We start from the raw sequence: 23201 nt of genomic DNA on the forward strand, positions 1-23201 counted from the left end.
ACCCCCGGGTGTTACACGTCCCGCGCGCCCATGGAGTGGATCGTCAGACGGTGGCGATCGTGTAGGGGATCTCGTCCAGCAGTTCCCGGGCCAGGAAGCCGATCCGTCCGTACCGGGGGACCAGCCGCTGCCCGCTCACCGCATGCGCGAACGCCGCCCAGCAGGCCGCCTGCGCCGGGTCGGCACCCCGGGAGAGCAGGCCCGCGAGCAGCCCGGAGCGCACGTCGCCGCTGCCCGAGGTGCCCAGCCCGGCGTCACCGCTCTCCTCCCGCCAGGCCCGGCCGTCCGGCGTCGCGATGTGCCCGTAGAGCGACACGACCGCGTCGTACCGGCCGGCCAGTTCCACCGCTTCGGCGTCCAGGTCGTCGCCCGGATCGCGGCCCAGCAGGTGCTGGGCCTCGGTCAGGTTGGGCGTGAGCACCACCTTGCGGCCGGACCCGACCAGCAGATCCGGCGCGTGGCTGAGCGCACCGAGCGCGTACGCGTCGAGCACCAGCGCGGTCTCCCGCCCGGCCGCGTCCAGGACCAGGCGCAGCAGCTCCCCGGTGGCGTCGATGTCCTTCAGGCCGGGGCCGACGGCCACCACGTCCGCCTCGGCGACCAGCCCGCCGAGCAGGTCGCCCGGGTCGCCGCGTACCGCGCCGTCGTCGGTCTCCGGCAGGCCGATCACGAGCGCCTCGGGCACCTGGATGCTCAGCGACGGGGCCGTCGACTCGGCCGCGGCGAGCTGGAGCACGCCGGCCCCGGCACGCAGCGCGGCCACCCCGGCCAGCAGCACCGCGCCGGGGGTGAACCGGGAGCCGCCGACCACCAGCACGGTGCCGCGCGCCTCCTTGCCGCCGGTGGGCACCGGCAGCGCCCAGTCCCGCAGCAGCGCGGGGGTGATCACGTCAGACCGGCTCGGCATGGACCTCGTCCTCCCTGGTGGGTGTCGCCCCCTGGCGGTGCAGGTGGGTGACGTCGTTGAACACGTCCGGCACGAGCCGGCCGGAGTCGTCGGCGTGCCAGCCGGTGACCGAGCAGTTGGCGATCACGTGCTCGCGGGTCAGCGCCATCAGCTCCGTCTCGGTGAGCCCCTCCACCAGGTAGCGCAGCAGGAAGACCAGCGCGTCGTGGCCGAACAGCAGCACCCGGCCACCGTCGTGGTCGCGGCGCAGGTCGCCCAGCAGCGCCCGTAGCCGCAGCGCCACGTCGGTCCAGGACTCGCCGCCGGGCGGCCGGTAGTAGAACTTGCCGAGCCGGGTACGCCGCTGCGCCTCCTCCGGGTAGCGCCGGGTCACGCCGTGGGCGGTGAGCCCGTCGAGGACGCCCAGTTCCCGGTCGCGCAGCCGCTCGTCGACGCTCGTCGGGGTCCCGGTGCCGTCGAGCGCCAGCTCGGCCGTCCGGACCGCCCGCAGGTACGGCGACACCACCGCCACGTCCGGCCGTTGCGAGTCCGGCAGCCCGGCCAGCCAGCGGCCGGTCGCCCGCGCCTGCTCCTCGCCGGTCGCCGACAGCGGCACGTCCGCGTCCCGGTGGGTGAGGTCGATCAGCTCGGCGCCGGACGTCTCGGCCGCCGTGGCCGCGACGTTCGCCGTGCTCTCGCCGTGCCGGACGATCCAGAGCGATGCCATCTCCGCCATGCGGCTCCCGGTACCCGGGCTCGACCGGGGATAACCGTGCCGGACCGGAGACACACGAGGGCTGCGCACCGTTGCATCGACGCGGCAAAATTTCCCACGACTCGGGACGACGCTGATCACCTGAGCACGCGCCGGCCGTCGCCGGACGGTCAGTCCTCCGGCGAACCGGGACTCACGAGGCCCGTCTCGTAGGCGACCACCACCGCCTGGACCCGGTCGCGCAGACCGAGTTTCGCGAGGATGCGGGCGACGTGGGTCTTCACCGTCGCCTCGGGCAGGTGCAGCGCCTCCGCGAGTTCGGCGTTGCTCAGGCCGCCGGCCAGCAGGCGCAGGACCTCCGTCTCGCGCCGGGTCAGCGTGGCCAGGTCGCGGTGCACCGCCGCCGTCTGCGGGTCATGGCGGGCGAAGCGCCGCACCAGGCGGCGGGTGATCGCGGGCGCGAGCAGCGCGTCCCCGTCCTGCACCATCCGCACGGCCGCGACCAGGTGTTCCGGCGTCACGTCCTTGAGCAGGAAGCCGCTCGCCCCGGCGGCGAGCGCGGCGTAGACGTACTGGTCTAGGTCGAACGTGGTGAGGATGATGATCCGCGGTGCCGCGACGGCCCCGGTGAGGATGCGGCGGGTGGCCTCGAGACCGTCGAGCTCGGGCATGCGCACGTCCATGAGCACCACGTCGGGCCTGGTGCGGCGCACCGCGTCCACCGCCTCCGCGCCCGTCGCCGCCTCGGCCACCACGTCCACCCCGCCGGCCGTGAGGATCATGCGGAATCCGGTACGGACCAGCGCCTGGTCGTCGGCGACCACCACTCGTACCGTCATGTCGCCTCCCACGGGATCAGGGCCTCGACGTGGTAGCCGGCGCCCGGCCGCGCGCCGGCGCGCAACGTCCCACCGTAGACGGCGAGCCGCTCCCGCAGCCCGATCAGGCCGCGCCCACCCGGCATCCCGGTGGCGGCCGGGACGCCGGGCTCGGTGTTGCCGACCTCGATGCGCAGGCTCTCCGGCGCGTACTCGACGACGACGGTGCCGGCGGCGCCCGGCGCGTGCCGGACCATGTTCGTCAACGCCTCCTGCACCACCCGGTAGGCCGTCAGCCCGACACCGGAGGCGACCGGCCGGCGCTCGCCCGAGACGGTCAGACCCACCGGCACGCCGGCGTCACGCATGCGTTCGACCAGGTCGGGCAGGTCGTCGATCCCGGGCTGCGGGTCCTCCGGGTCGTCCGGTTCGGAATCGGCCAGCAGGCCCATGACGTGCCGCAGCTCGGTGAGCGCGGACCTGCCGGTCGACTCGACGGCCAGCAGCGCCTCCCGCGCCTGATCCGGTGCGGCGGCGAGCACCGTCCGGGCGGCGCCGGCCTGGATGACCATCACGCTGACGTGATGCGTCACGACGTCGTGCAGTTCACGGGCGATGCGGGCCCGCTCACCGGCGACCGCGTCGCGCAGCGCCTGCTCGTGGGCGCGGGCCTCGGCGGTGAGCCGCTGCCGGTCCTCGCCCGCTCGTCGCCGCCACACGTGGTGGCCGCCCGCGGCGGCCACCAGCGGGGCCAGCACGACGAACGGAAGACGGTCCGCGGACACCGTGACCACCATCAGCTCCCGCAGGCCCAGGGCGAGCAGCGCCACCACCGGGACCGACGCCAGCACCGGCAGCCGGTACGGGCTGTGCGCCGCCGCGCTGTAGACGGCGACGAGGCAGGTCAGCACCACGCACGGGTACAGGGCCGGCTGCCGGTCCCCGTCGGTCACCAGGACCAGTGACGCGGCGGCCGTCGTCGCCCAGAGCACCGCGAGCGGATACCGGCGGCGCAGCACCAGCGGCGCGCACATGACGAAGACCAGCAGCAGCGCCCCGAGCGTCGACCCGGGCGGCGCCGGCTGCACCTCCGGCGGGACCGCCACCGGCGGCAGCGGCAGTGGCGGCGGCAACGGCGGGGGCGGGACGCCGACGTCGTCGGTGGCGGCCTGGAAGCACACCAGCCCGAGCACACCCGCCAGCGCCGCGTCGAGCAGCAGCGCCCGCCAGCCCGGCCTCGGCAGCGGTCCCGCCGCCACGATGCCTCTCACGAGCCACATTCTCGCCGCCGCACGCCGGCCGGGGCATCGGCCACGGTGTGCACTGCGACTACATCGCAGGGATGACCCCGGACGAAGATCCACCTCCGGCGGTACGGCGGTGCGTCGCCGGGCCGATGCCCGGACCTCCGGAACGCCCCTAACGTCACGGCGTCCAATCGACCGGCCTGACGCGAGGGGCGACACATGACCGATCCGGTGATCGACGTACGGGGGGTGACCCGCCGCTACGGTGAGGGGCCGCCCGCACTGCACGACGTGTCGCTGACCGTCCGGCCCGGCGAGTGCGTGGCAGTGCTCGGACCGTCCGGCAGCGGAAAGTCCACGCTGCTCAACCTGCTCGCCGCGCTGGACCGGCCGGACGCCGGCACGGTGACCGTCGCGGGCACCCGGCTGGAGAAGCTCGGCGAGGCCGCGTCGGCCCGGTTCCGGCGCGCACACGTGGGGCTGGTCTTCCAGTTCTTCAACCTGCTCGACGACCTGACCGTGCTGGACAACGTCCTGCTGCCCGCCCAACTGGCCGGCGCCCCGGCCCGCGCGTCGCGCGCACACGCGGCCTCCCTGCTGGACTCGCTCGGCATCGCCCGGCACGCGCAGGCGTACCCGGGGCGCCTCTCCGGCGGTGAGCGCCAGCGCGTCGCCGTCGCCCGCGCCCTGATCAACCGGCCGGCGCTGCTGCTGGCCGACGAGCCCACCGGCGCGCTGGACACCGCCTCCGGGGAGGACGTCCGGCGCCTGCTCGACGAGCTGCACCGCAGCGGCCAGACGATCGTGCTCGTCACCCACGACCTGCGGCTGGCCGAGGCGTCCGCCGGTCGGACGATCCGCCTGCGCGACGGCCGGGTCGAGGTGCGACGGTGAGCGGGCTCGGGCGGGTCGTCCGATCCGGCGTACGTCGCCGCCGGGTGCAGACAGTCGTCGTCGGTCTGGTCACCGCCGCCGCGGTGACCGCCACGGTGCTCGGCGCCGGGCTGCTCGTCGCGTCGCAGGCGCCCTTCGACGACGCGTTCGCCGCCCAGCGGGGAGCGCACCTGACCGTGCGGGCGGACTCCGGTGCGGTGACGGAAGCGCAGCTCGTCGCGTCGGCCGCGACCCCGGGCGTGGTGGCCGCCGCCGGCCCGTACCGGGTGCTGGTGGTCGCCTTCACGGAGCGCGGCGGGATGCGGACGCCGCCGCTGACCGTCGTCGCCCGCGCCGATCCCGGCGGCCCGGTCGACCGCATCGAGCTGGCCGGCGGGCGCTGGCCGGCCGGGCCGGACGAGATCGTGCTGAGCGGCGGCGCCGTCCGCGTGCCGCCCGGCTCTCGCCTGGCCACACCCGGCGGTGCCGAGTTCACGGTGGTCGGTACGGCCCGGTCGGTCAGCGACACCGCCGGGGCCTGGGTGCTGCCGTCCGCCGTCGGCGTACTCGACGGGCCGGACACGGCGGACGGGTACCAGATGCTCTACCGGTTCACGGACGCACGCACCGCGACGGAGGTCGCGACCGGCCGGGACGCCGTGGTCGCCACGTTGCCCTCCGGCGCGGTCACCGGCGCACGGTCCTGGCTCGACGTACGGCAGCAGGCCGTCGAGGACGCGGCCGTCTTCGTGCCGTTCCTCGTCGCGTTCGCGCTGCTCGGCATCGTGATGGCGCTGCTGGTGGTCGGCACTGTCGTCGCGGGCACGGTCGGTGCCGCCACCCGCCGGATCGGCATCCTCAAGGCGCTCGGCTGCACCCCCGCGGGCGTCGTCCGCGCGTTCGTCGCGCAGACGCTGCTCCCGGCCGCCGTCGGTGCCGTCGCCGGAACGGTCACCGGGAACCTGATCGCGTTGCCGGTACTGGCCGAGACCGAGGAGATCTACGGCTCGGCGAACACCACCATCGCCTGGTGGGTGACCGTCCTGGCCGCCGGCGGGGTGCTGGCGGTGGTGACGCTGACGGCGTGGACGGCCGCGCTGAGGGCGGGCCGGCTGCGCACCGTGGACGCCATCGCGGTCGGGCGGGCGTCCGGTCCGGCGCGGGGCCGCTGGGCGTCGCGCCTGGCGGCGCGGCTGCCGGTGGCCCGGCCGGTGGGCCTCGGCCTGGCCCGCCCGTTCGCCCGGCCGGCGCGCACGATCGCGATCCTGCTGGCGGTCGCGACCGGCGCGGCGGCGGTGACGTTCGCGACCGGGCTCGCCGCGTCGCTGCTGCGCATCCAGACCGCGCTCACCCAGGACGTCGCGGACGTCACGGTGACCGGCGACCCGGACGCCGGATCGGTCGCCGCTCCCACCGCCGACCCGGCCGCGGTGCTGGCAGCGATCGACGCGCAGCCGGGCACCCGCGCCAGGTACGGCCTCACGCAGGCGCCGGGCACGGTCGCGGGCATCGCCGATCCGGTCTCCGTCACGACGATCACCGGCGACGCGGCGTGGGACGGCTTCGAGATGGTGTCCGGACGCTGGTTCGCCGCACCCGGCGAGGCCGTCGTCGGCGGACCCCTGCTGACCGCGACCGGAGCCCGGATCGGCGACACCGTCACGGTCCGGATCGAGGGCGCGCCCGTACGCCTGCGCATCGTCGGCGAGGTGTTCGAATCCTCGATGGCGGTGTTCACCGTCACCGCCACGCCCACCGGCGGGAACCCGTCCGAGTACCGCGTCGCGCTCGCCCCGGACACCGACGCCGGCGCCTACGCGCAGGCGCTGACCGGCGCACTCGCCGGCCGGGGCCTCACCGCGCGGCCGAGCGGCACGGAGACCGACCCGCTCCTGCTGGTCGTGGAAGGGCTGACCGCCACGCTGACCCTGCTGCTCCTCGCGGTGGCCGCGCTGGGTGTGCTCAACATGCTCGTCCTCGACCTGCGCGACCGGGTCCACGATCTCGGCGTGCACAAGGCGCTCGGCATGACGCCGGCCCAGACGATCGCGATGGTGGTCGCGTCCGTCGCCGCTGTCGGTCTGGTCGGCGGGCTGCTCGGCGTACCCGCGGGTGTGGCGATGCACCGGCTCGTCCTCCCCACGATGGCAGCCAACGGCGGACTGCACCTGCCGGAGACGCTGCTCGACGTGTACGGGCCGCTCCTCCTGACCGCGTTGGCGCTGGGCGGACCGCTGACGGCCCTGCTCGGAGCGCTGCTGCCGGCCGGGTGGGCGGCCCGGGCCCGGACCGCGGCGGCCCTGCGGAGCGAGTAGCGCCCCGGCGGTTCCACGGGTGTCGGTGGGGCCGGTTATGGTCCCGGCACACTGCGGGCGATCAAGGAGACGGTGTGCGCAGATTCGAGTTCGTGGGCGGCAGCTCGGCCAAGTTCTGGGAGGTCGGGCAGCGCGACGCGACGGTGACGGTCCGCTATGGATCGATCGGCGCGCAGGGCCGCACCCAGGTCAAGGAACTGGGTTCGCCGGCCGAGGCCGCCGCGCACGCCGACCGGCTGATCGCGGAGAAACTGCGCAAGGGGTACGCCGAGACGACAGTCGCGACGTCCACCGGGCACATCGGAGCGCCCGCCGCCGAGCCGGCCGCGCCCGCTCACGGCCCGGACGCGGCCGGCGCCGACCCGGCCGGCACTGGTCCGGCCGGCTCCGAGCTCGCCGGAGCGGCGCCGGTCCCCGCGAACGCGTCGGCTGACGAACTGCCGGACGAGGACGCGTTCGAGGTTCCGGCGGGCTGGCGGCGGATGCTGGTCCCGCGCCGGGGCGGCACGCCGGGCACGGCGCTGCCGAGCGCCGCGAAGGGCCGGGCCGCCGGACGGAAGGTGCTGGACGCGGTGGCCGTCCCGGTGGCCGCCACCGCGCGGGCCACCGACGATCCGGAACTGGGCCCGGCGCTGCGCGGCTACCTGAACGGCGAGCCCGGTCCGCTGGGCGGGGCCGCGCTGGTGGCGGCAGTGGCCGTGGCGCTCGGCTATCACGGGCGCGACCAGCAGGGGGTTGCCCTCGCCGACCTGCTGGTCGCCGACCTCGGCCCGGTCGGCGCGGCGGTCGCCGCGACCGGGCAGATCACCGTGGCGGCCACCGGGTCGGCGTCCCCGCTTCTGCTGAACCGCACCGAGGCGGAGAAGTCACACAACTACGGTCACTGGCGGCTGCGCCAGTCCGTGCTGCGCCGCGTCCGGGCGCATCTCGCGGCGACCGGTGACGCCGACTACGCCGCCGCCCGCGCCGCGCTGGTCCCGTACCGGTCCGGGTCGCTGGCGGCGCGGGCGGTCACCTCGTTCCTGCTGCCCACCGAGCGGGAGTGGGTCGCCCAGGACGTCGCCGACGTGGCGCGCGACGGGGGCCCGTTCCTCGCCGAACTGCTGCTCGCCGCGGTCGACGACGTGGACGCCATCCACGCCCTCGCCGGGCACCTGCAGGTCTACCGGCTGATGTACGACCAGGCGCCGATCGTCACCGCCACCACCGCGGTCGGGCCGCCCGTCGCGCCGGTGCTGGCCGGGTGGTTCGACCACGAGCACACCGGCGCGGACGGGCGGCAGCGGCTGGTGTCGCTGCTGGCGGCCCTGCCCGGCGACGAGCCGATGACGGCGCTGCTCGACCGGCTGGACCGCAGGTACGTCCCGCCCGCGGTGACGGAGATGCTGCGCCGCTTCCCGGTGCGCGGCGTGCGCCTGCTGTCCGCCGCCGCCGAGGGGCGCGGCCCGGCGGCGCGGGAGGCCGCCACGTTGCTGCGCGCGCACGTGCTGGCCAACCCGGCGGCCGTCGAGGCCGCGCTGCCGGCGCTGGACCCGGCGCAGCAGGAACGCGTCGAGCGGATCCGCGACGACGCGTCCGCGCTGCCGGCCGCCGCGCCGGACCGTCTGCCGCCGGTGCTGGTGACGCCGCCCTGGTCGGTCCGGCGCCCACGAGCCGCCCTGCCGGTTCTGCCCGGGCTGGATCGTCCCGCCGGATCCGCCATGGCCTGGCTGCCGGGTGAGCGGGAACGGTGGGCCGCGATCGTGCCCGGCTGGGCCGGTCACTGGCACGGGAACGACCTGAGCGCGCTCGCCACCGAGGTCGCCGCCGGGCGGGCCGGATCGTACGCGGCGATCCACTTCTTCGTCCGGGCCACCGAGGAGCTGGCCCGGCCGCTGCTGCCCGGCTGGCGACCCGACGAGTCCTGGGGCGCCGACCGGTGGATGCTGCGCCTCGCCGGCCGGTACGAGCTGGACGCGCTGCCCACCGCGCTGCACCTGGCCCGCACCGCGCCGAAGAGCGTCGGCGAGGTGCTGATGCCGTACGCCGACGGTGAGGTCGCCGACCTGATGGCCGACTGGCTCGACCGGCTCAAGTCGGTCCGCCCGACCGCCCGGGCCTGGCTGCGGCGGCACCCGGAGTACGCCACACGGGCGCTGCTGCCGGCCGCCCTGGGCACGCCCGGTCCACGCCGGCGCTCCGCCGAGCGGGCGCTGCGCCTGGTCGCCGCGGAGCACCGCGAGGTGCTCCGCGGCGTGGCCCGGGAGCACGGCGAGGAGGCGCTCGCTGCCGCCACGGCGATGCTCGACGCCGACCCGCTGGCCCAGCTTCCGGTCCGGATGCCGAGCCTGCCGGCCTGGCTGGACCCGGCGGTGCTGCCGCAGGTGCTGCTGCGGGACCGTTCGGCGGCGCTGCCCACCGACGCGGTACGCCACCTCTGCACGATGCTCGCCATCTCCTCGCCCGGCGAGCCGTACCCGGGGGTGGAGATCGTCCGCGCGGCGTGCGACACCGACTCCCTGGCGGAGTTCGCCTGGGCGCTGTTCGAGAGCTGGCAGAGCGCCGGCGCGCCGTCGAAGGACGGCTGGGCGTTCACCGCGCTGGGCCTCCTCGGCGACGACTCGACCGCGCGGCGGCTCGCGCCGCTGGTCCGAGCCTGGCCCGGCGAGAGTCAGCACACCCGGGCGGTGACCGGCCTGGAGGTGCTGGCGCAGATCGGCACCGACGTGGCGCTGATGCACCTCTACGGCATCTCGCAGAAGGTGAAGTTCCGGGGCCTGCGGGAGCAGGCGGCGCGCAAGGTCACCGAGGTCGCCGACGGGCTGGGCCTGACGCCCGAGCAGCTCGGCGACCGGCTGGTGCCCGACCTCGGCCTGGACGCCGACGGCAGCCTGGTCCTCGACTACGGGCCGCGCCGGTTCACAGTCGGCTTCGACGAGCAGCTCAAGCCGTACGTGGTGGACGGCACCGGCGCCCGCCGCAAGGACCTGCCCAAGCCCGGCGCCCGGGACGACGCGACGCTGGCGCCCGCCGCGCACAAACGCTTCGCCGGCCTGAAGAAGGACGTGCGCACGCTCGCCGCCGACCAGATCCGCCGCTTCGAGGCGGCCATGGTGACCGGGCGGCGCTGGCCGGCCGCGGACTTCGGCCGCTACTTCCTGTCCCACCCGCTGCTCTGGCACGTCGTCCGCCGCCTGGTCTGGGCCACTGTGGACGACGCCGGTCAGGTGGGCGCCGCGTTCCGGGTGGCCGAGGACCGCACGCTCGCCGACGTCGACGACGAGACGTACGCGCTGCCCGACGACGCCACCGTCACCATCGCGCACCCGCTGCACCTCGGCGCGGCGGTGCCGGCCTGGGCGGAGGTCTTCGCCGACTACGAGATCCTCCAGCCCTTCCCGCAGCTCGGCCGCGAGGTGTACCGGCTGGACGCGGCCGAGCGCGGTGAGGCGCTGCTGCACCGGCACATGGGCGTCACGGTCCCGGCCGGGCGGCTGCTCAGTCTGGAGCGGCGGGGCTGGCGACGCGGCACCCCGCAGGACGCCGGCATCCAGAGCTGGCTGGAACGTGACGTCCCCGGCGACCGGGCCGTGGTGATCGACCTCGACCCCGGCATCGCGGTCGGCGTGGTGGACATGTTCCCCGACCAGAAGATCGAGGCCATCTGGGTGAACGACGTGCCGCACGGCGACTGGTTCCGGCGCGGCGGCAAGCTCCGCCTCGGCGACCTGGACGACGTCACCGTCTCCGAGGTGCTGCGCGACCTGGCGGAGGTGACCCGGTGACCGCGCTCGACCCGACCGCCGATCGCGCCCAGCGGCCCTCGGCGGTCGAGCGAGCGCAGCGCCCGCCGGCCGAGGTGCGGTACGCCGACGAGCTGGCCGCGCTGGCCGCCGGCGACGGTGACCCGCGCCCGCCGGGCTGGCGGCTGAGCCTGCGCGCCGCGCGGCGGTTCATCCTCGGTGACCCGGCGGCCGGGATCCGGCGCAAGTTCGTCGGCGACCCGTCGCTGATCGACCGGGCGCTGGTGGCGCTGGCGACCAGCCGCGGCCTGATGCTCGTCGGCGAGCCGGGCACCGCCAAGTCGCTGCTGTCGGAGCTGCTCGCCGCCGCGGTCGGCGGCGACTCCACGCTCACCATCCAGGGCGGCGCGGCCACCACCGAGGACCAGATCCGCTACTCGTGGAACTACGCGCTGCTGGTCGCGGACGGACCGTCGCCGCGCGCGCTGGTGCCGGCGCCGCTGCTGCGCGGCATGGCCGAGGGGCGGGTGGTCCGCTTCGAGGAGATCACCCGCTGCCCGCTGGAGGTGCAGGACTGCCTGCTCTCCCCGCTGTCGGACCGTGTGCTCGCCATCCCCGAGCTGCCGGGCGCCGACGCCATGGTGTTCGCCCGCGAGGGGTTCAACGTGATCGCCACCGCGAACACCCGCGACCGGGGCGTCAACGAGATGAGCGCCGCGCTCAAGCGGCGGTTCAACTTCGAGACCGTGTTCCCGATCCCCGACCTCGGCACCGAGCTGGAACTGGTCGAGGCGGAGGCGGGCGAGTTGCTGCGCCGCTCCGGCGTGACCGCGCCGCCCCGGCGCGACCTGCTGGAGGTGCTGGTCACCACGTTCCGGGAGCTGCGGACCGGGATCACCGAACGCGGCGACGCGATGGAGCGGCTGTCGGCGGTGATGAGCACCGCGGAGGCGGTGTCGGTGGCGCACGCGGTCGGCCTGCGCGGATGGTTCCTGCGCGGCGAATCCGGCGACGCCGCCGACCTGGTCGCCTGCCTGGCCGGCACCGCCGCGAAGGACGACGCGGAGGACCTGGCCCGGCTGCGGCGCTACCTGGAACAGCAGGTGTCCCGCCGCTCCGGCGCGCAGTGGCGGGCGGTGCACGACGCCCGGCACCTGCTGCCCGGGTGAGCGCCACCGAGGCGCCGGGCGGCGTCACGTTCCTCGGCGTCCGGCACCACAGTCCGGCCTGCGCCCGACTGGTGGCGGCCACCGTGGCCCGGCTGCGCCCGGCGTACGTGCTGGTGGAGGGGCCGGCGGACCTGAACGGGCGGATGGACGAGCTGCTGGGAGACCACGAGCTGCCGATCGCGGTGTTCACCGCGCACCGCGACGGCACGCGGCGGCACGCCTCCTGGAGCCCGTTCTGCGCGTACTCGCCGGAGTTGGTGGCGCTGACCGCCGGGCGGGAGGCGGGTGCGCAGCTGCGCTTCATCGACCTGCCGGCGTGGCATCCCGCGCTCAGCGACCGCGCCAACCGGTACGCCGACGCCGACCAGCGGTACGCCGAGGCGGTCCGCCGGCTCTGCGCCACGCTCGCAGTGGACAACGTGGACGCGCTCTGGGACCACCTGTTCGAGATCGGCCCGGACGACGGGCTGGCCGAGCGGCTCGACACGTACTTCGACGTGCTGCGCGGCGAGTCGGCGGCCGGAGCTGACGACACCGCTCGCGAGGCGTACATGGCCCGCTGGGTACGCGCCGCCCGGCACCGGGCCGGAGGCCGTCCGGTGCTGGTGGTGACCGGCGGCTTCCACCGTCCCGCCCTGGTCCGGCTGACCGCCGGCCCGGACGGCACCGGCCCGGACGGCGCCGGCCCGGAGGAGGACGACTGGCCGGAGGTCCCCGCCCCGGGATCCGACGCGGTGGCGGGCAGCTACCTGGTGCCGTACTCGTTCCGGCGCCTCGACGCGTTCGTCGGCTACCAGTCCGGCATGCCCTCCCCGGCGTACTACCAGCGGGTCTGGGAGGACGGCCCGCGCCGGGCCGCGGAGGCGCTCACCGAGGCGGTGGTGGCCCGGCTGCGTACCCGGCGGCAGCCCGTCTCCACCGCCGACCTGATCGCCGCCCGGAGCATGGCCGGCGGCCTGGCCCGGCTGCGCGGCCACGCCCATCCGGGCCGGGTCGACGTGCTCGACGGGCTGGTCTCCGCGCTGGTCACCGACGCGCTCGACCAGCCGCTGCCGTGGGCCACCCGGGGGACGCTGGCACCTGGCGCCCACCCGGTGGTGGTGGAGATGGTGGCCGCGCTCAGCGGCGACCGGGTCGGCCGGCTGCACCCGGACACGCCGCTGCCGCCACTGGTGCACGACGTCGACGCCGAGCTGGAACGGCACCGCATCGACGGGCGCGAGGCGGTCGAGCTGGACCTGACCGACACCGACGACCTGGCCCGCAGTCGTCTGCTGCACCGGCTGCGGCTGCTCGACGTACCCGGTCACACCCGGGAGAGCGGCCCGCGGGTGGGCGCGGACGCGCTGCTCACCGAACGCTGGTCGCCCGCGCCGTCGGGGGACCGGCTCGCCCGGGTGATCGAGGCCGGTGGGTACGGCCCGACACTCCAGGACGCGGTCACCGCCCGGATCGAGGAGCGGGTGACGCTGCTCGGCGCGGACGTGGACGGGCTCGCCACGACGCTGTTCGACACCGCGCTCGCCGGGCTGCCCGAGCACTCCACCCGCACGCTCACCGCGATCGCCCGTGCCACCGGCGCGGTCACCGACCTGCGGGCGCTGGGCCGGGCACTGGCCGTGGCACTGGCCCTGTGGCGGCACGACCGGCTGCTCGGCAGCGCCGGAACCGCCCCGCTGGGCGCGCTGATCATCGCCGCCGTACGCCGCGCGCTCTGGCTCGTCGAGGGCGTGCGCGCCACGGCCGCGCCGGCCGACCCGGGCCGGCTCACCGCGCTCGTCGCGGTCCGGGACGCGGTCCGCCACGCCGGCCCGGCGCTGGGGCTCGACCCGGCCGACGCGCTCGCAGTGGCCGGGCGGGTGGCGGCCGACGCGGGGGTCCCGCCGGATCTGCGCGGCGCGGCGCTGGGCCTGGCCTGGTCGCTGGGCGACGTGCCGGACGCCGCCCGCGCGGTCCGGGCCGTCGCCGCGCCGGACACGCTCGGTGACTGGTTGGGCGGGCTGTTCGCGCTGGCCCGGGAGGAGGTGGTCAGCGGCGACGCGGCACTGCTGACGGTGGTGGACGAACTGCTCGCCTCGATGGGCGCGCACGACTTCCTGGTGGCGCTGCCGGCGTTGCGGCAGGCGTTCGGCTGGTTCCCGCCCCGGGAACGGGCCGAGGTGGCCCGGCACGTGCAGGCGCTGCACGGCGGCGACGCGCCGCCCGGTGACCTGCTGCGGCTGGACGCCGATCCGCTGCTGGTGGCCGCCGCCCGGGCGGCGGAGGAGCGGGTCGATGCGGTGCTGACCCGGGAAGGGCTGTGGGAGGGGGACGGGACGTGAGCGACCCGATGGGGGAACGCTGGCGGCTGGTGCTCGGCGACGCCGCGCAGGACAGCCTGGGCGGCCTGTCGGCCGAGGCGGCCGGCCGGGACGCCGCGCTGGACTGGCTCTACGGCCGCGACGCCGAACTGGGCCGCCGCGACGTGCGGCGGGGCGGGTCCGGTCCGTCCGCCTTGACGACAGTGGACTGGCTGGACGGGATCACCCGGCTGTTCCCGAAGGAGACTGTGCAGCGGCTGGAACGCGACGCGGTCGAGCGGTACGGCATCCACGAGGTCGTCACCGACCCGGCGGTGCTGGCCCGGGTCGAGCCGAACCCGGCGCTGCTGCGCGCGGTGCTGCGCACCAAGCACCTGATGGACCCGGAGGTGCTGCGGCTGGCCCGCAAGCTGGTCGAGGCGGTGGTGCGGCAACTGGTCGAGCGGCTGGCCGCGGACGTGCGGCAGTCGTTCTCCGGGCCCCGGGCGCGCCGCCCCAGCCGGTTCCGGCAGGCCCGCAACTTCGACGTCCGGCGCACCATCCGGGCGAACCTGGCGCACTGGCGGCCGGACGAGCGCCGGCTGCACGTCCGGCAGCCGCACTTCTTCTCCCGTACCCGCCGCCACCTGGACCGCTGGCAGGTGATCCTGCTGGTGGACCAGTCCGGTTCGATGCTCGGCTCGGTGATCCACGCCGCGGTGACCGCCGCCTGCCTGTGGGGGCTGCCCGGCGTACGGACCCACCTGGTCGCCTTCGACACCGAGGTCGTCGACCTGACCTCCGACGTGGACGACCCGGTCGAGCTGCTGATGAAGGTGCAGCTCGGCGGCGGCACCGACATCGCCCGCGCGGTCGCGTACGGCGCGCAGCTCGTGGAGAACCCGCGCCGGGCGATCGTCGCGCTGGTGTCGGACTTCTACGAGGGCGGGGACGCCGGTGGTCTGGTCCGGTCGGTGAAACAACTCGTGGAGCAGGGCACGCACGTGCTGGCGCTGGCCGCGCTGGACGAGGAGGCCGACCCGGCGTACGACCGGGCCACCGCCCAGCGGCTGGCCGACGTGGGCGCGGCAGTCGGCGCGATGACCCCGGGTGAACTGGCCGCGTTCGTGGCCGAGCACGTGGGCCGGTAGGGGGACCGCATGACCCGCGACGACCTGATCGCGCTCACCCCGGACGTGCTCGCCGCGCTGAGCAACAGGGGCCTGGTGAAACGCGCCACCAAGCAGGTCGACGCCGGTGAGCGGCCCACGCTCACCGAGGACGCCGACGGCGCGGTGCGCGCTGCGTACCCGGACGGGGTGACTGTGACACTCCCGCCGGGCGGCGGCGGGCTGGCGGCCGGCTGCTGCTCCTGCCCGGCGCCGGGCGTGTGCCGGCACCTGCTCGCCGTCGTGCTGACCTACCAGCGCACGCACGCCGCCACCGCGCCGGGCCCCGCGACCGCGCCGGGCCAGCCAGCGGTGCCGGACCGGCGGGCCGTGCCGGACGACGCCGCAGCCGCACCGGACCGTGCGGCTGCGCGGGACGGGGAAGCTGCGCGGGGTCGGTGCGCCATCCCCGACCGGCACACCGCGCCGGACCGCCACGCCACGCCGGGCCACGACGTCGGGTCGGGCCACGACGCCAAGCCGGGCCGGGACGCCGCGCCGGGCCGGGACCACGCCGGGGCCGATGGTGAGCCGTGGCGGTGGTCGCCGGGGGACGTCACCGACGACGAGCTGACCGCCGCGATCGGCGCGCCCGCGCTCGCCGCCGCGCAGCGGCGCCGGCGGCGCGGCTACACCGCGGTGGTCCACCGGCCGGACGCTGCCGACCCGGTCCCGCGCGTGGAGCTGCCCACCGGCACGGTCCGCTTCCTGGTGCCCCGCCAGATCGGGTACGCGCGCGGCGACGCGGCCGACGACGGCGGCGAGGCGATCGCGCTCGCGGTGTGGGCGTGCCGGACGGCCGACCGGGAGCAGCCGGACCACCCGGAGGCCCAGGTACGCGTCGGCGGGTCCGCCACCGTCGTGCAGCATCCGGCGCTGGACGCGGCCGTGACGCTGGCCGCCGACGTGCTGCTGACCGGGGCCGCGCACCTGGGTTCCGGCGTGGACGCCCGGCTCGCGGCGGCCCGGCGCGACCTCGACACGGCCGGTCTGCGCTGGCCGCTGCTGGCGGTGGACGACCTGGCCGGGCAACTGGAGGCGTACGCCGCGCGCGGCGCCCGGTACCGGCCGGAGACGTTCGCCGACCTGCTCGCCGAGCTGCCCGCGCGACGGCGCGCGGTGGTCAACGCCGGGGCCACGCCGCCGGAGCGGGTGCTGGGCACCCACGAGCCGGCGGAGACGCCGCTGCGGCGGGTGCGGCTGACCGGCCTCGGCGCCCGGGTCCGGTGCAGCGGCGGCGAGGTGGGCGTGGACGTGGTGCTCGCCCACCCGGCGGCCGTCTCGGTGCTGGTGCTGCGCCGCGCCTACCCCGTCACCGACGACGGGACGCCCACCGGGCACGAACTCGCGGGGCGGCGGGTCACCGGTACCACGCTCGGCGCGCTCGCCACCGGCAACGTGGTCTCCGAGTCGGCGGTGCGCAGCGCCGCGCACCGGCTCCGGTTCGCCGCCGGCCGGCTGGCCCGCACCACTGTGACCCCCGGCGCCGGAGAGTGGTCCGGACTGCCGCCCGGCCTGCTCGCCCGCGACCCGGACGCGCTCGCCGCCGAGCTGGCCGGGCGGCCGCCCCGGCTGCTGCGCCCCCGCACCGCCGCCGAGTCGGTGCGGGTGCTCGCGCTCGGCGAGGTGCGCGCCATCGGGTACGCGGCCGGTGAACAGCGCCTCGACGCCACAGTGACCGGGGCCGACGGCGCCACGGCTACCGTCACCGCGACCCACCACGCCGCCGCACCAGGCGCACTCGACGCGCTCGCGGCGGCGCTGGACGGCACACACGGGCGGCCGCGCTACGTCAGCGGGACGGTACGCCGCGGCGCCGACGGGCTCGTCGTCGAGCCGCTGGCGGTGGTCGCCGACTCGGTGGTCGTACCCGATCTCGCGCCCGGTGCGGGCGACGGCCGGCTGGCCGGCGCGGTCGACGCCCGGCCCGACCCGGTCGCGTCCGCGCTGGGTACGGCGTCGGCGCTGCTCGCCCAGGCCGCGCACACCGGCCTGCGGCACCTGCCGGCCGGCTTCCCCGGCCGGCTGCGCACGACGGCGGCCGGTCTCGCCGGAGTCGGTCTGGACCGCTGCGGCGCGGCCCTGTCCGGCCTGGCCGGGTCGCTCGGTGCCGACCCGGGCGAACCGGCGGTACGGGCCTGGGTCGACGCCTGGATCCGGCTGTCGGTGACGGCGGAGTCCCGGTGAGCCGGTCCCCACGGCCGGGACGGATCGCTACGGTGTGCAGGTGGCGACCACGGCGGCGCAGGAGATCCAGGTGGGGGAGCGGCTGGTCCGCGTCTCCAGCCCCGACAAGCCCTACTTCCCGGAGCGCGGGCTGACCAAGCTGGACGTGGTCCGCTACTTCCTGTCCGTCGGCGACGGCATCCTGCGCGCGCTGCGGGACCGGCCGACCATGCTGGAACGCTGGCCGCGCGGCGTGTTCGAGGGCGCCAAGGTCGCCACCCGGCAGACGAACAAGGGCGACGCGTTCTACCAGAAGCGGCTCCCGGCCGGCGCGCCCGACTGGGTGCGCACCGCGCACATCACGTTCCCCAGTGGCCGTACCGCCGACGAGGTGGCGCCGAGTGAGCTGGCGGTGGTGATCTGGGCGGCCAACCTGGGCACGCTGCGCTTCCACCCGTGGCCGGTGTCCAAGGACGACGTGGAACGCCCCGACCAGCTGCGCATCGACCTCGACCCGATGCCGGGCGTCGACTTCGCGCAGGTGGTGCCGGTGGCGCACGAGGTACGCGCGTACCTGACCGAGCTGGGCCTGGAGGGCTTCCCGAAGACCACCGGCGGGCGCGGCATCCATGTCTACGTCTCGATCGAGCCACGCTGGAACTTCGGCGAGTGCCGGCGGGCGGTGCTGGCGCTGGGCCGGGAGATGCAGCGCCGCCTGCCCGACCTGGTCACCACCACCTGGTGGCGTGACCAGCGGGACCGGCCGGTGTTCGTCGACTACAACCAGATGGCCCGCGACCACACGATGACCTCGGCGTACTCGATCCGGCCGACGCCGGCGGCGCTGGTCTCGGCGCCGCTGGACTGGTCGGAGCTGGACGACGCCCGGCCGGAGGACTTCGACGTGGTCAGCATGCCCGCGCGGTTCGCCGGGCGCGGCGACCCGCACGCCGGGCTGGACGGACGGCGGTACTCGCTCCAGCCGCTGCTGGACCGGGCCGACGCCGAAGGGCTGGAGTCGCCGCCGGAACGCTGAGGCGGTCAGTCCCAGGGGCTCTGTGTGCCGTCGAACTCCTCGAACACCAGCCAGGTGCGGGTGGACAGCACCCCGGCGATGCTCTGCACCCGGTCCAGCACCACGTCCCGCAGCGTCGCGTTGTCCGGCGCCCGGACCAGGGCGAGGACGTCGTGCTCGCCGCTGAGCAGCGCCGCGTGTTCGATGTAGCGCACCCGGGCCAGCTCGGCGGAGACCTCCCGCCAGGTGTTCTGCTCGATGGTGAGCGCGATGTACGCCGACGTGCCCAGACCGGCCGGCTCCGGCGCGACCCGCGCGGTGAACCCGGTCAGCACCCCGTCGCGCAGCAGCCGCTCCACCCGGGCGTACGCGTTCGTGCGGGAGACGTGCACCCGTTCGGCGAGCGTACGGATCGACGTCCGGGCGTCGCGGACCAGCTCACGCAGGATCCGCCGGTCCACCTCGTCGAGCGGCCCGGCCGAACGTCCCGTTCCGCCCGCCGCGCCCGGTGTGGCGCCGGTCTCCTGGCTCACCTCAGCCGTCCTTCCGTGCCATTCGTCCCGCGTTCATCCCGCATGTTGAGTCAATCATCCACTACCGGGACCATAGGGCCACCACACGTCCAGGAGGTCCCCGCCGTGACGACCACACCCCAGGCGGTCCGCAGGGCATCCCCGCGTACCCGCCGGAAGACCACCCCGGCCGCACCCGACCCGTCGGCCGGCTTCATGCCGCAGCGGGAGCCGGTCCGGCTGCTCGAACCCGACGGGACCCCGCTGCCGGCCCGCGACGACTACCCGGAGCCGCCGGTCGAGACGCTGCGCGAGATGTACCGGCGGATGGTCGTCGGCCGCCGCTTCGACGTGCAGGCCACCGCGCTGACCAAGCAGGGCCGCCTCGCCGTCTACCCGTCCGCGCGCGGCCAGGAGGCGTGCCAGATCGGCGGCGTCCTCGCGCTGCGCGACACCGACTGGGTGTTCCCGACCTACCGCGAGTCGATGGCGCTGACCGCGCGCGGACTCGACCCGGTCGAGGTGCTGACGCTGCTGCGCGGCGACTGGCACTGCGGGTACGACCCGGCCGCCACCCACACCGCGCCGCAGTGCACCCCGCTCGCCACCCAGTGCGTGCACGCCGCCGGGCTGGCCTACGGCGAGTCGTACCAGGGCCGCGACACGGTGGCGCTGGCGTTCATCGGCGACGGCGCCACCAGCGAGGGCGACTTCCACGAGGGGATCAACTTCGCCGCCGTGTTCAAGGCGCCCGTCGTCTACCTGGTGCAGAACAACAAGTACGCGATCAGCGTGCCGCTGTCCCGGCAGACCGCCGCGCCGAGCCTGGCGTACAAGGGCGTCGGCTACGGCGTACCCAGCGAGCAGGTCGACGGCAACGACCCGGTGGCCGTCCTCGCGGTGCTGGAGCGCGCCGTGGCGCACGCCCGCGCCGGCAAGGGCCCCTACCTGATCGAGGCCCACACCTACCGGATGGAGCCGCACACAAACGCCGACGACCAGACCCGCTACCGCGACGCCGACGAGGTCGAGGCGTGGCGTGACCGCGACCCGATCGCCCGGCTCGAGGCGTACCTGCGGGCCAAGGGCGTGCTCGACGACGCCGCCGTCGCGGAGATCGCCGCGGAGGCCGAGGAGTACGCCGCGACGCTGCGCCGCCGGATGGACGTCCAGCCCACCGTCGACCCGCTGAGCCTTTTCGACCACGTGTACGCCGAGCCGACGCCGCAACTGGCCGAGCAGCGCGAGATGGTCCGGGCCGAGCTGGCCGCCGACGCGGAGGGGGACGCCTGATGGCCACCATGACCATGGCGAGGGCACTCAACGCCGCGCTCGCCGACGCGATGCTCGACGACGACCGGGTGCTCGTCTTCGGTGAGGACGTCGGCCAGCTCGGCGGCGTCTTCCGGATCACCGACGGGCTGCAGGCCCGCTTCGGCGACAAGCGCTGCTTCGACACCCCCCTCGCCGAGGCCGGCATCGTCGGTTTCGCCGTCGGCCTGGCCATGTCCGGGCTGCGGCCGGTGGTCGAGATGCAGTTCGACGCGTTCGCGTACCCGGCGTTCGAACAGATCGCCTCGCACGTGGCGAAGCTGCGCAACCGCACCCGCGGCGCGCTCAGCGTGCCGATCGTCATCCGGGTGCCCTACGCCGGTGGCATCGGCGGCGTGGAGCACCACTGCGACTCGTCCGAGGCGTACTACGCGCACACCCCCGGCCTGAAGGTGGTCACCCCGGCCACCGTGGACGACGCGTACTCGCTGCTGCGCGCCGCCATCGACGACCCCGACCCGGTGGTGTTCCTGGAGCCCAAGAAGCTCTACTTCACCAGCGCCGAGGCGGAGCTGCCGGCCCGCACCGCGCCGATCGGCACCGCCGTGGTGCGCCGCCCCGGCACCGACGCCACCCTGATCGCGTACGGCCCGGCGGTGCCGGTCGCGCTCGCCGCCGCCGAGGCCGCCCGCGAGGAGGGCTGGGACCTGGAGGTCGTCGACGTGCGCAGCATCGTGCCGTTCGACGACGCCACGGTCACCGCCTCGGTACGCCGTACCGGCCGGTGCGTGGTGATCCAGGAGGCGCAGGGCTTCGCCGGGGTCGGCGCGGAGATCGCCGCCCGGGTCCAGGAGCGCTGCTTCCACGCGCTGCACGCCCCGGTGCTGCGGGTGTCCGGGCTGGACATCCCGTACCCGGCGCCGATGCTGGAGCACACCCACCTGCCCTCGGTCGACCGCGTGCTGGACACCGTGGCCCGGCTTCAGTGGGACGACCAGCCCGACACGCGGTGGGTGGCGGCATGAGCGAACGCACCGAGCGGAGCGAGGGCCGTGAGGCCATGCCCGGCCGGCACGGCATGAGCGAACGCACCGAGCGGAGCGAGGGCCGTGAGGCCATGCCCGGTCGGAACGGCATGACAGCGGCGATCGGTACCCGCGACTTCCTCCTGCCTGACCTCGGGGAAGGGCTCAGCGAGGCGGAGATCGTCGAGTGGCGGGTGGCGGTCGGTGACGTGGTGACCGTGGACCAGACAGTGGTCGAGGTGGAGACCGCCAAGGCCGTGGTCGACGTGCCGTGCCCGTACGCCGGCCGGGTCGTGGCCCTGCACGGCGCGGCCGGTGAGGTCCGCCCGGTGGGCCAGCCGCTGATCACCATCGCCCCGCTCGACGACGCCCCCGACCCGCACGCCACCTACCGTGAGGAGGAGCGCGCGGGGTCCGGCAACGTCCTGATCGGCTACGGCACCGGCCACGGCGGCTCGGGCCGGCGGAGGCGCCGTCCGCGGCTGGCGCTCGCTCCCGAGCCCGGCGCGCCGGCCTCGGCAGACGCCGCGGCCGTGACCGGCTCCGCGTCCGGTCCGGCGGCCGTGACCGGCTCTCCGGTCTCGGCGGGTTCGGTTCCGGCAGGCTCTCCGGCCCCGGCCGGTCCGGCGGCCGCGTCTGGCTCTCCGGCCCCGGCCGGTTCGGCTCCGGAAGGCTCTCCGGCCCTGGCGAGTCCGGTTCCAGCCGGTTCACCGGCCCGGGGCGGCGTGTCCGCGTCGGCGGACGGTACGGCCGAGCCGGCACCGGCCGGCGGACCGTCGGCTCCGCTCGTCATCTCGCCGATCGTGCGGCGGCTGGCGAAGGAGCACGGCATCGACCTGGCGTCGCTGCGCGGCACCGGGCCGGGCGGCGTGATCCGCCGGGCCGACCTGGACGCCGCCGTGGCCGCCCCCGCGCCGGCGGCACGGCTGACAGCGGTGCCGGACGCCCCGGCCGCGCATGTCGGGCTCGCCCCGGCCGGCGACGGAGACACCGTCATCCCGCTCACCGGCATCCGCAAGGTGATCGCCGACAAGCTCTCCCGCAGCCGGCGGGAGATCCCCGAGGTGACCATCTGGGTCGACGTGGACGCCACCGGCCTGCTGGAAACGCGCGCCGCGATCAACGCGGCCACCCCTGATGCGCCGGTGAGCATCCTGGCGCTGCTGGCCCGGATCTGCCTCAGCGGCCTGCGGAGGTATCCGCAGCTCAACGCGCACGTCGACACCGAGGGGCAGCGGATCGTCCAGTCCGCGGGCGTGCACCTGGGCATCGCCGCGCAGACCGAGCGGGGCCTGGTCGTGCCGGTGGTGCGCGACGCGCAGCGGCTGACCACCCGGGAGTTGGCCGCCGCGCTCGCCGAGACCACAGCGGCGGCCCGGGCCGGCACGCTGCCACCGGCACGGCTGACCGGCGGGACGTTCACCCTCAACAACTACGGCGTGTTCGGCGTGGACGGCTCCACGCCGATCATCAACCATCCGGAGGCGGCGCTGCTCGGCGTCGGCCGGATCGTGGACAAGCCGTGGGTGGTGGACGGGCAGCTCGCGGTCCGCAAGGTGACCCAGATCAGTCTCACGTTCGACCACCGGGTCTGCGACGGTGGCGTGGCCGGCGGCTTCCTGCGCCACGTCGCCGACTGCGTCGAGCAGCCCGCCCTCCTGGTAGCCAACGTCTGACCGTCCACCTCCTGGCCCCGGCCCCCACCACGGGGGCCGGGGCCGCACACGTCCCCGGTGCCCGTTCGCGATCTTGCACTCGCTGCCCCCGATGTGCCCGATTGGCACCTTTCTAGAGGGCCGCACCTGCAAGATCGCGGCAGGTGGTGCGGTGGCGCGGGCGGGGGACAGGCTGAGATCTTGGTACGAAAGTGCCCCTCTGAGGGCCGTTTGGTACCAAGATCTCGGGGCGTCGGCCCCCTCACGCCCGCCCTCTCTGCGTCGATCATGAGGTTGGCGGGGAGAAAGCGGACACATTGCGCGGCTAACTTCATGATCGACGGGCCGGGCCGGGCCGGGTCG

Annotated in this window: 16 protein-coding genes; 11 read left to right on the forward strand and 5 right to left on the reverse strand. The window is 75.8% G+C overall.

The window, feature by feature from the left end; genetic code table 11:
* Nucleotides 1-43 precede the first annotated feature (43 nt).
* The 4 genes from F8279_RS14500 to F8279_RS14515 all read right to left on the reverse strand — a co-directional run bounded on the left by F8279_RS14500 (nt 44) and on the right by F8279_RS14515 (nt 3699).
* The gene (locus tag F8279_RS14500) at nt 44-907 is read right to left on the reverse strand and encodes an NAD(P)H-hydrate dehydratase (RefSeq protein ID WP_151500215.1); all 864 of its coding nucleotides are present in this window, start codon (nt 905-907) and stop codon (nt 44-46) included.
* Nucleotides 891-1622: a histidine phosphatase family protein gene (locus F8279_RS14505; protein ID WP_151500216.1), complete on the reverse strand. Its 732-nt coding sequence runs from the start codon at nt 1620-1622 to the stop codon at nt 891-893. The genes F8279_RS14500 and F8279_RS14505 overlap by 17 nt, the downstream gene beginning before the upstream one ends.
* Before the next feature lie 149 nt (nt 1623-1771).
* Entirely contained in the window at nt 1772-2440 is a 669-nt protein-coding gene (locus F8279_RS14510; protein ID WP_151500217.1) for a response regulator transcription factor, read from the reverse strand.
* Entirely contained in the window at nt 2437-3699 is a 1263-nt protein-coding gene (locus tag F8279_RS14515) for a sensor histidine kinase (RefSeq protein ID WP_151500218.1), read from the reverse strand. Before F8279_RS14515 ends, F8279_RS14510 begins: the two co-directional genes overlap by 4 nt.
* Before the next feature lie 186 nt (nt 3700-3885).
* Here F8279_RS14515 and F8279_RS14520 point away from each other — a divergent pair, with 186 nt between their 5' ends.
* The 8 genes from F8279_RS14520 (at nt 3886) to F8279_RS14555 (ending at nt 18395) form a co-directional block, all read left to right on the forward strand.
* Nucleotides 3886-4560: an ABC transporter ATP-binding protein gene (locus tag F8279_RS14520; protein ID WP_121685608.1), complete on the forward strand. Its 675-nt coding sequence runs from the start codon at nt 3886-3888 to the stop codon at nt 4558-4560.
* Nucleotides 4557-6854 carry an FtsX-like permease family protein gene (locus F8279_RS14525; RefSeq protein ID WP_151500219.1) on the forward strand — a complete coding sequence of 766 codons (2298 nt, stop codon included), beginning with the start codon at nt 4557-4559 and terminating at the stop codon, nt 6852-6854. Before F8279_RS14520 ends, F8279_RS14525 begins: the two co-directional genes overlap by 4 nt.
* Before the next feature lie 74 nt (nt 6855-6928).
* The gene (locus F8279_RS14530; RefSeq protein WP_151500220.1) at nt 6929-10618 is read left to right on the forward strand and encodes a DUF4132 domain-containing protein; all 3690 of its coding nucleotides are present in this window, start codon (nt 6929-6931) and stop codon (nt 10616-10618) included.
* Nucleotides 10615-11745 (forward strand): AAA family ATPase, encoded by a 1131-nt coding sequence (locus F8279_RS14535; protein WP_151500221.1) that lies wholly within the window; start codon nt 10615-10617, stop codon nt 11743-11745. The genes F8279_RS14530 and F8279_RS14535 overlap by 4 nt, the downstream gene beginning before the upstream one ends.
* Entirely contained in the window at nt 11742-14066 is a 2325-nt protein-coding gene (locus F8279_RS14540) for a DUF5682 family protein (RefSeq protein ID WP_151500222.1), read from the forward strand. The genes F8279_RS14535 and F8279_RS14540 overlap by 4 nt, the downstream gene beginning before the upstream one ends.
* Nucleotides 14063-15175, forward strand: a complete 1113-nt coding sequence (locus F8279_RS14545) for a VWA domain-containing protein (RefSeq protein ID WP_151500223.1) — start codon at nt 14063-14065, stop codon at nt 15173-15175. Before F8279_RS14540 ends, F8279_RS14545 begins: the two co-directional genes overlap by 4 nt.
* 9 nt (nt 15176-15184) lie before the next feature.
* Complete coding sequence (locus F8279_RS14550) at nt 15185-17380, forward strand: hypothetical protein (RefSeq protein WP_151500224.1); 2196 nt, start codon at nt 15185-15187, stop codon at nt 17378-17380.
* Between the two features lie 34 nt (nt 17381-17414).
* Nucleotides 17415-18395 carry a DNA polymerase domain-containing protein gene (locus F8279_RS14555; protein WP_151500225.1) on the forward strand — a complete coding sequence of 327 codons (981 nt, stop codon included), beginning with the start codon at nt 17415-17417 and terminating at the stop codon, nt 18393-18395.
* A 5-nt stretch (nt 18396-18400) separates the two neighbouring features.
* Here the strand turns inward: F8279_RS14555 and F8279_RS14560 are convergent, their stop codons facing one another.
* Nucleotides 18401-18907 (reverse strand): Lrp/AsnC family transcriptional regulator, encoded by a 507-nt coding sequence (locus tag F8279_RS14560; RefSeq protein ID WP_013286599.1) that lies wholly within the window; start codon nt 18905-18907, stop codon nt 18401-18403.
* 72 nt (nt 18908-18979) lie between these two features.
* On the opposite strand from F8279_RS14560, the gene pdhA reads away from it, so the two are divergent.
* From pdhA to F8279_RS14575, 3 genes are all read left to right on the forward strand, one after another.
* Complete coding sequence (gene pdhA / locus F8279_RS14565) at nt 18980-20179, forward strand: pyruvate dehydrogenase (acetyl-transferring) E1 component subunit alpha (RefSeq protein ID WP_192580697.1); 1200 nt, start codon at nt 18980-18982, stop codon at nt 20177-20179.
* Entirely contained in the window at nt 20179-21183 is a 1005-nt protein-coding gene (locus F8279_RS14570) for an alpha-ketoacid dehydrogenase subunit beta (RefSeq protein ID WP_151500227.1), read from the forward strand. Before pdhA ends, F8279_RS14570 begins: the two co-directional genes overlap by 1 nt.
* 110 nt (nt 21184-21293) lie before the next feature.
* Complete coding sequence (locus F8279_RS14575) at nt 21294-22859, forward strand: dihydrolipoamide acetyltransferase family protein (RefSeq protein ID WP_175438684.1); 1566 nt, start codon at nt 21294-21296, stop codon at nt 22857-22859.
* Nucleotides 22860-23201: the final 342 nt, after the last annotated feature.

The sequence above is a fragment of the Micromonospora sp. AMSO1212t genome, assembly GCF_008868145.1.
GTDB lineage: Bacteria > Actinomycetota > Actinomycetes > Mycobacteriales > Micromonosporaceae > Micromonospora > Micromonospora tulbaghiae.

Excerpts from the sequence above, each read along its gene's own strand:
- F8279_RS14510 (WP_151500217.1), bottom strand. The coding sequence starts at position 2,440 with ATGACGGTACGAGTGGTGGTCGCCGACGACCAGGCGCTGGTCCGTACC.
- F8279_RS14515 (WP_151500218.1), bottom strand. The coding sequence starts at position 3,699 with ATGTGGCTCGTGAGAGGCATCGTGGCGGCGGGACCGCTGCCGAGGCCG.
- F8279_RS14550 (WP_151500224.1), top strand. The coding sequence starts at position 15,185 with ATGACCCGCGACGACCTGATCGCGCTCACCCCGGACGTGCTCGCCGCG.
- F8279_RS14520 (WP_121685608.1), top strand. The coding sequence starts at position 3,886 with ATGACCGATCCGGTGATCGACGTACGGGGGGTGACCCGCCGCTACGGT.
- F8279_RS14505 (WP_151500216.1), bottom strand. The coding sequence starts at position 1,622 with ATGGCGGAGATGGCATCGCTCTGGATCGTCCGGCACGGCGAGAGCACG.
- F8279_RS14570 (WP_151500227.1), top strand. The coding sequence starts at position 20,179 with ATGGCCACCATGACCATGGCGAGGGCACTCAACGCCGCGCTCGCCGAC.
- F8279_RS14500 (WP_151500215.1), bottom strand. The coding sequence starts at position 907 with ATGCCGAGCCGGTCTGACGTGATCACCCCCGCGCTGCTGCGGGACTGG.
- F8279_RS14575 (WP_175438684.1), top strand. The coding sequence starts at position 21,294 with ATGACAGCGGCGATCGGTACCCGCGACTTCCTCCTGCCTGACCTCGGG.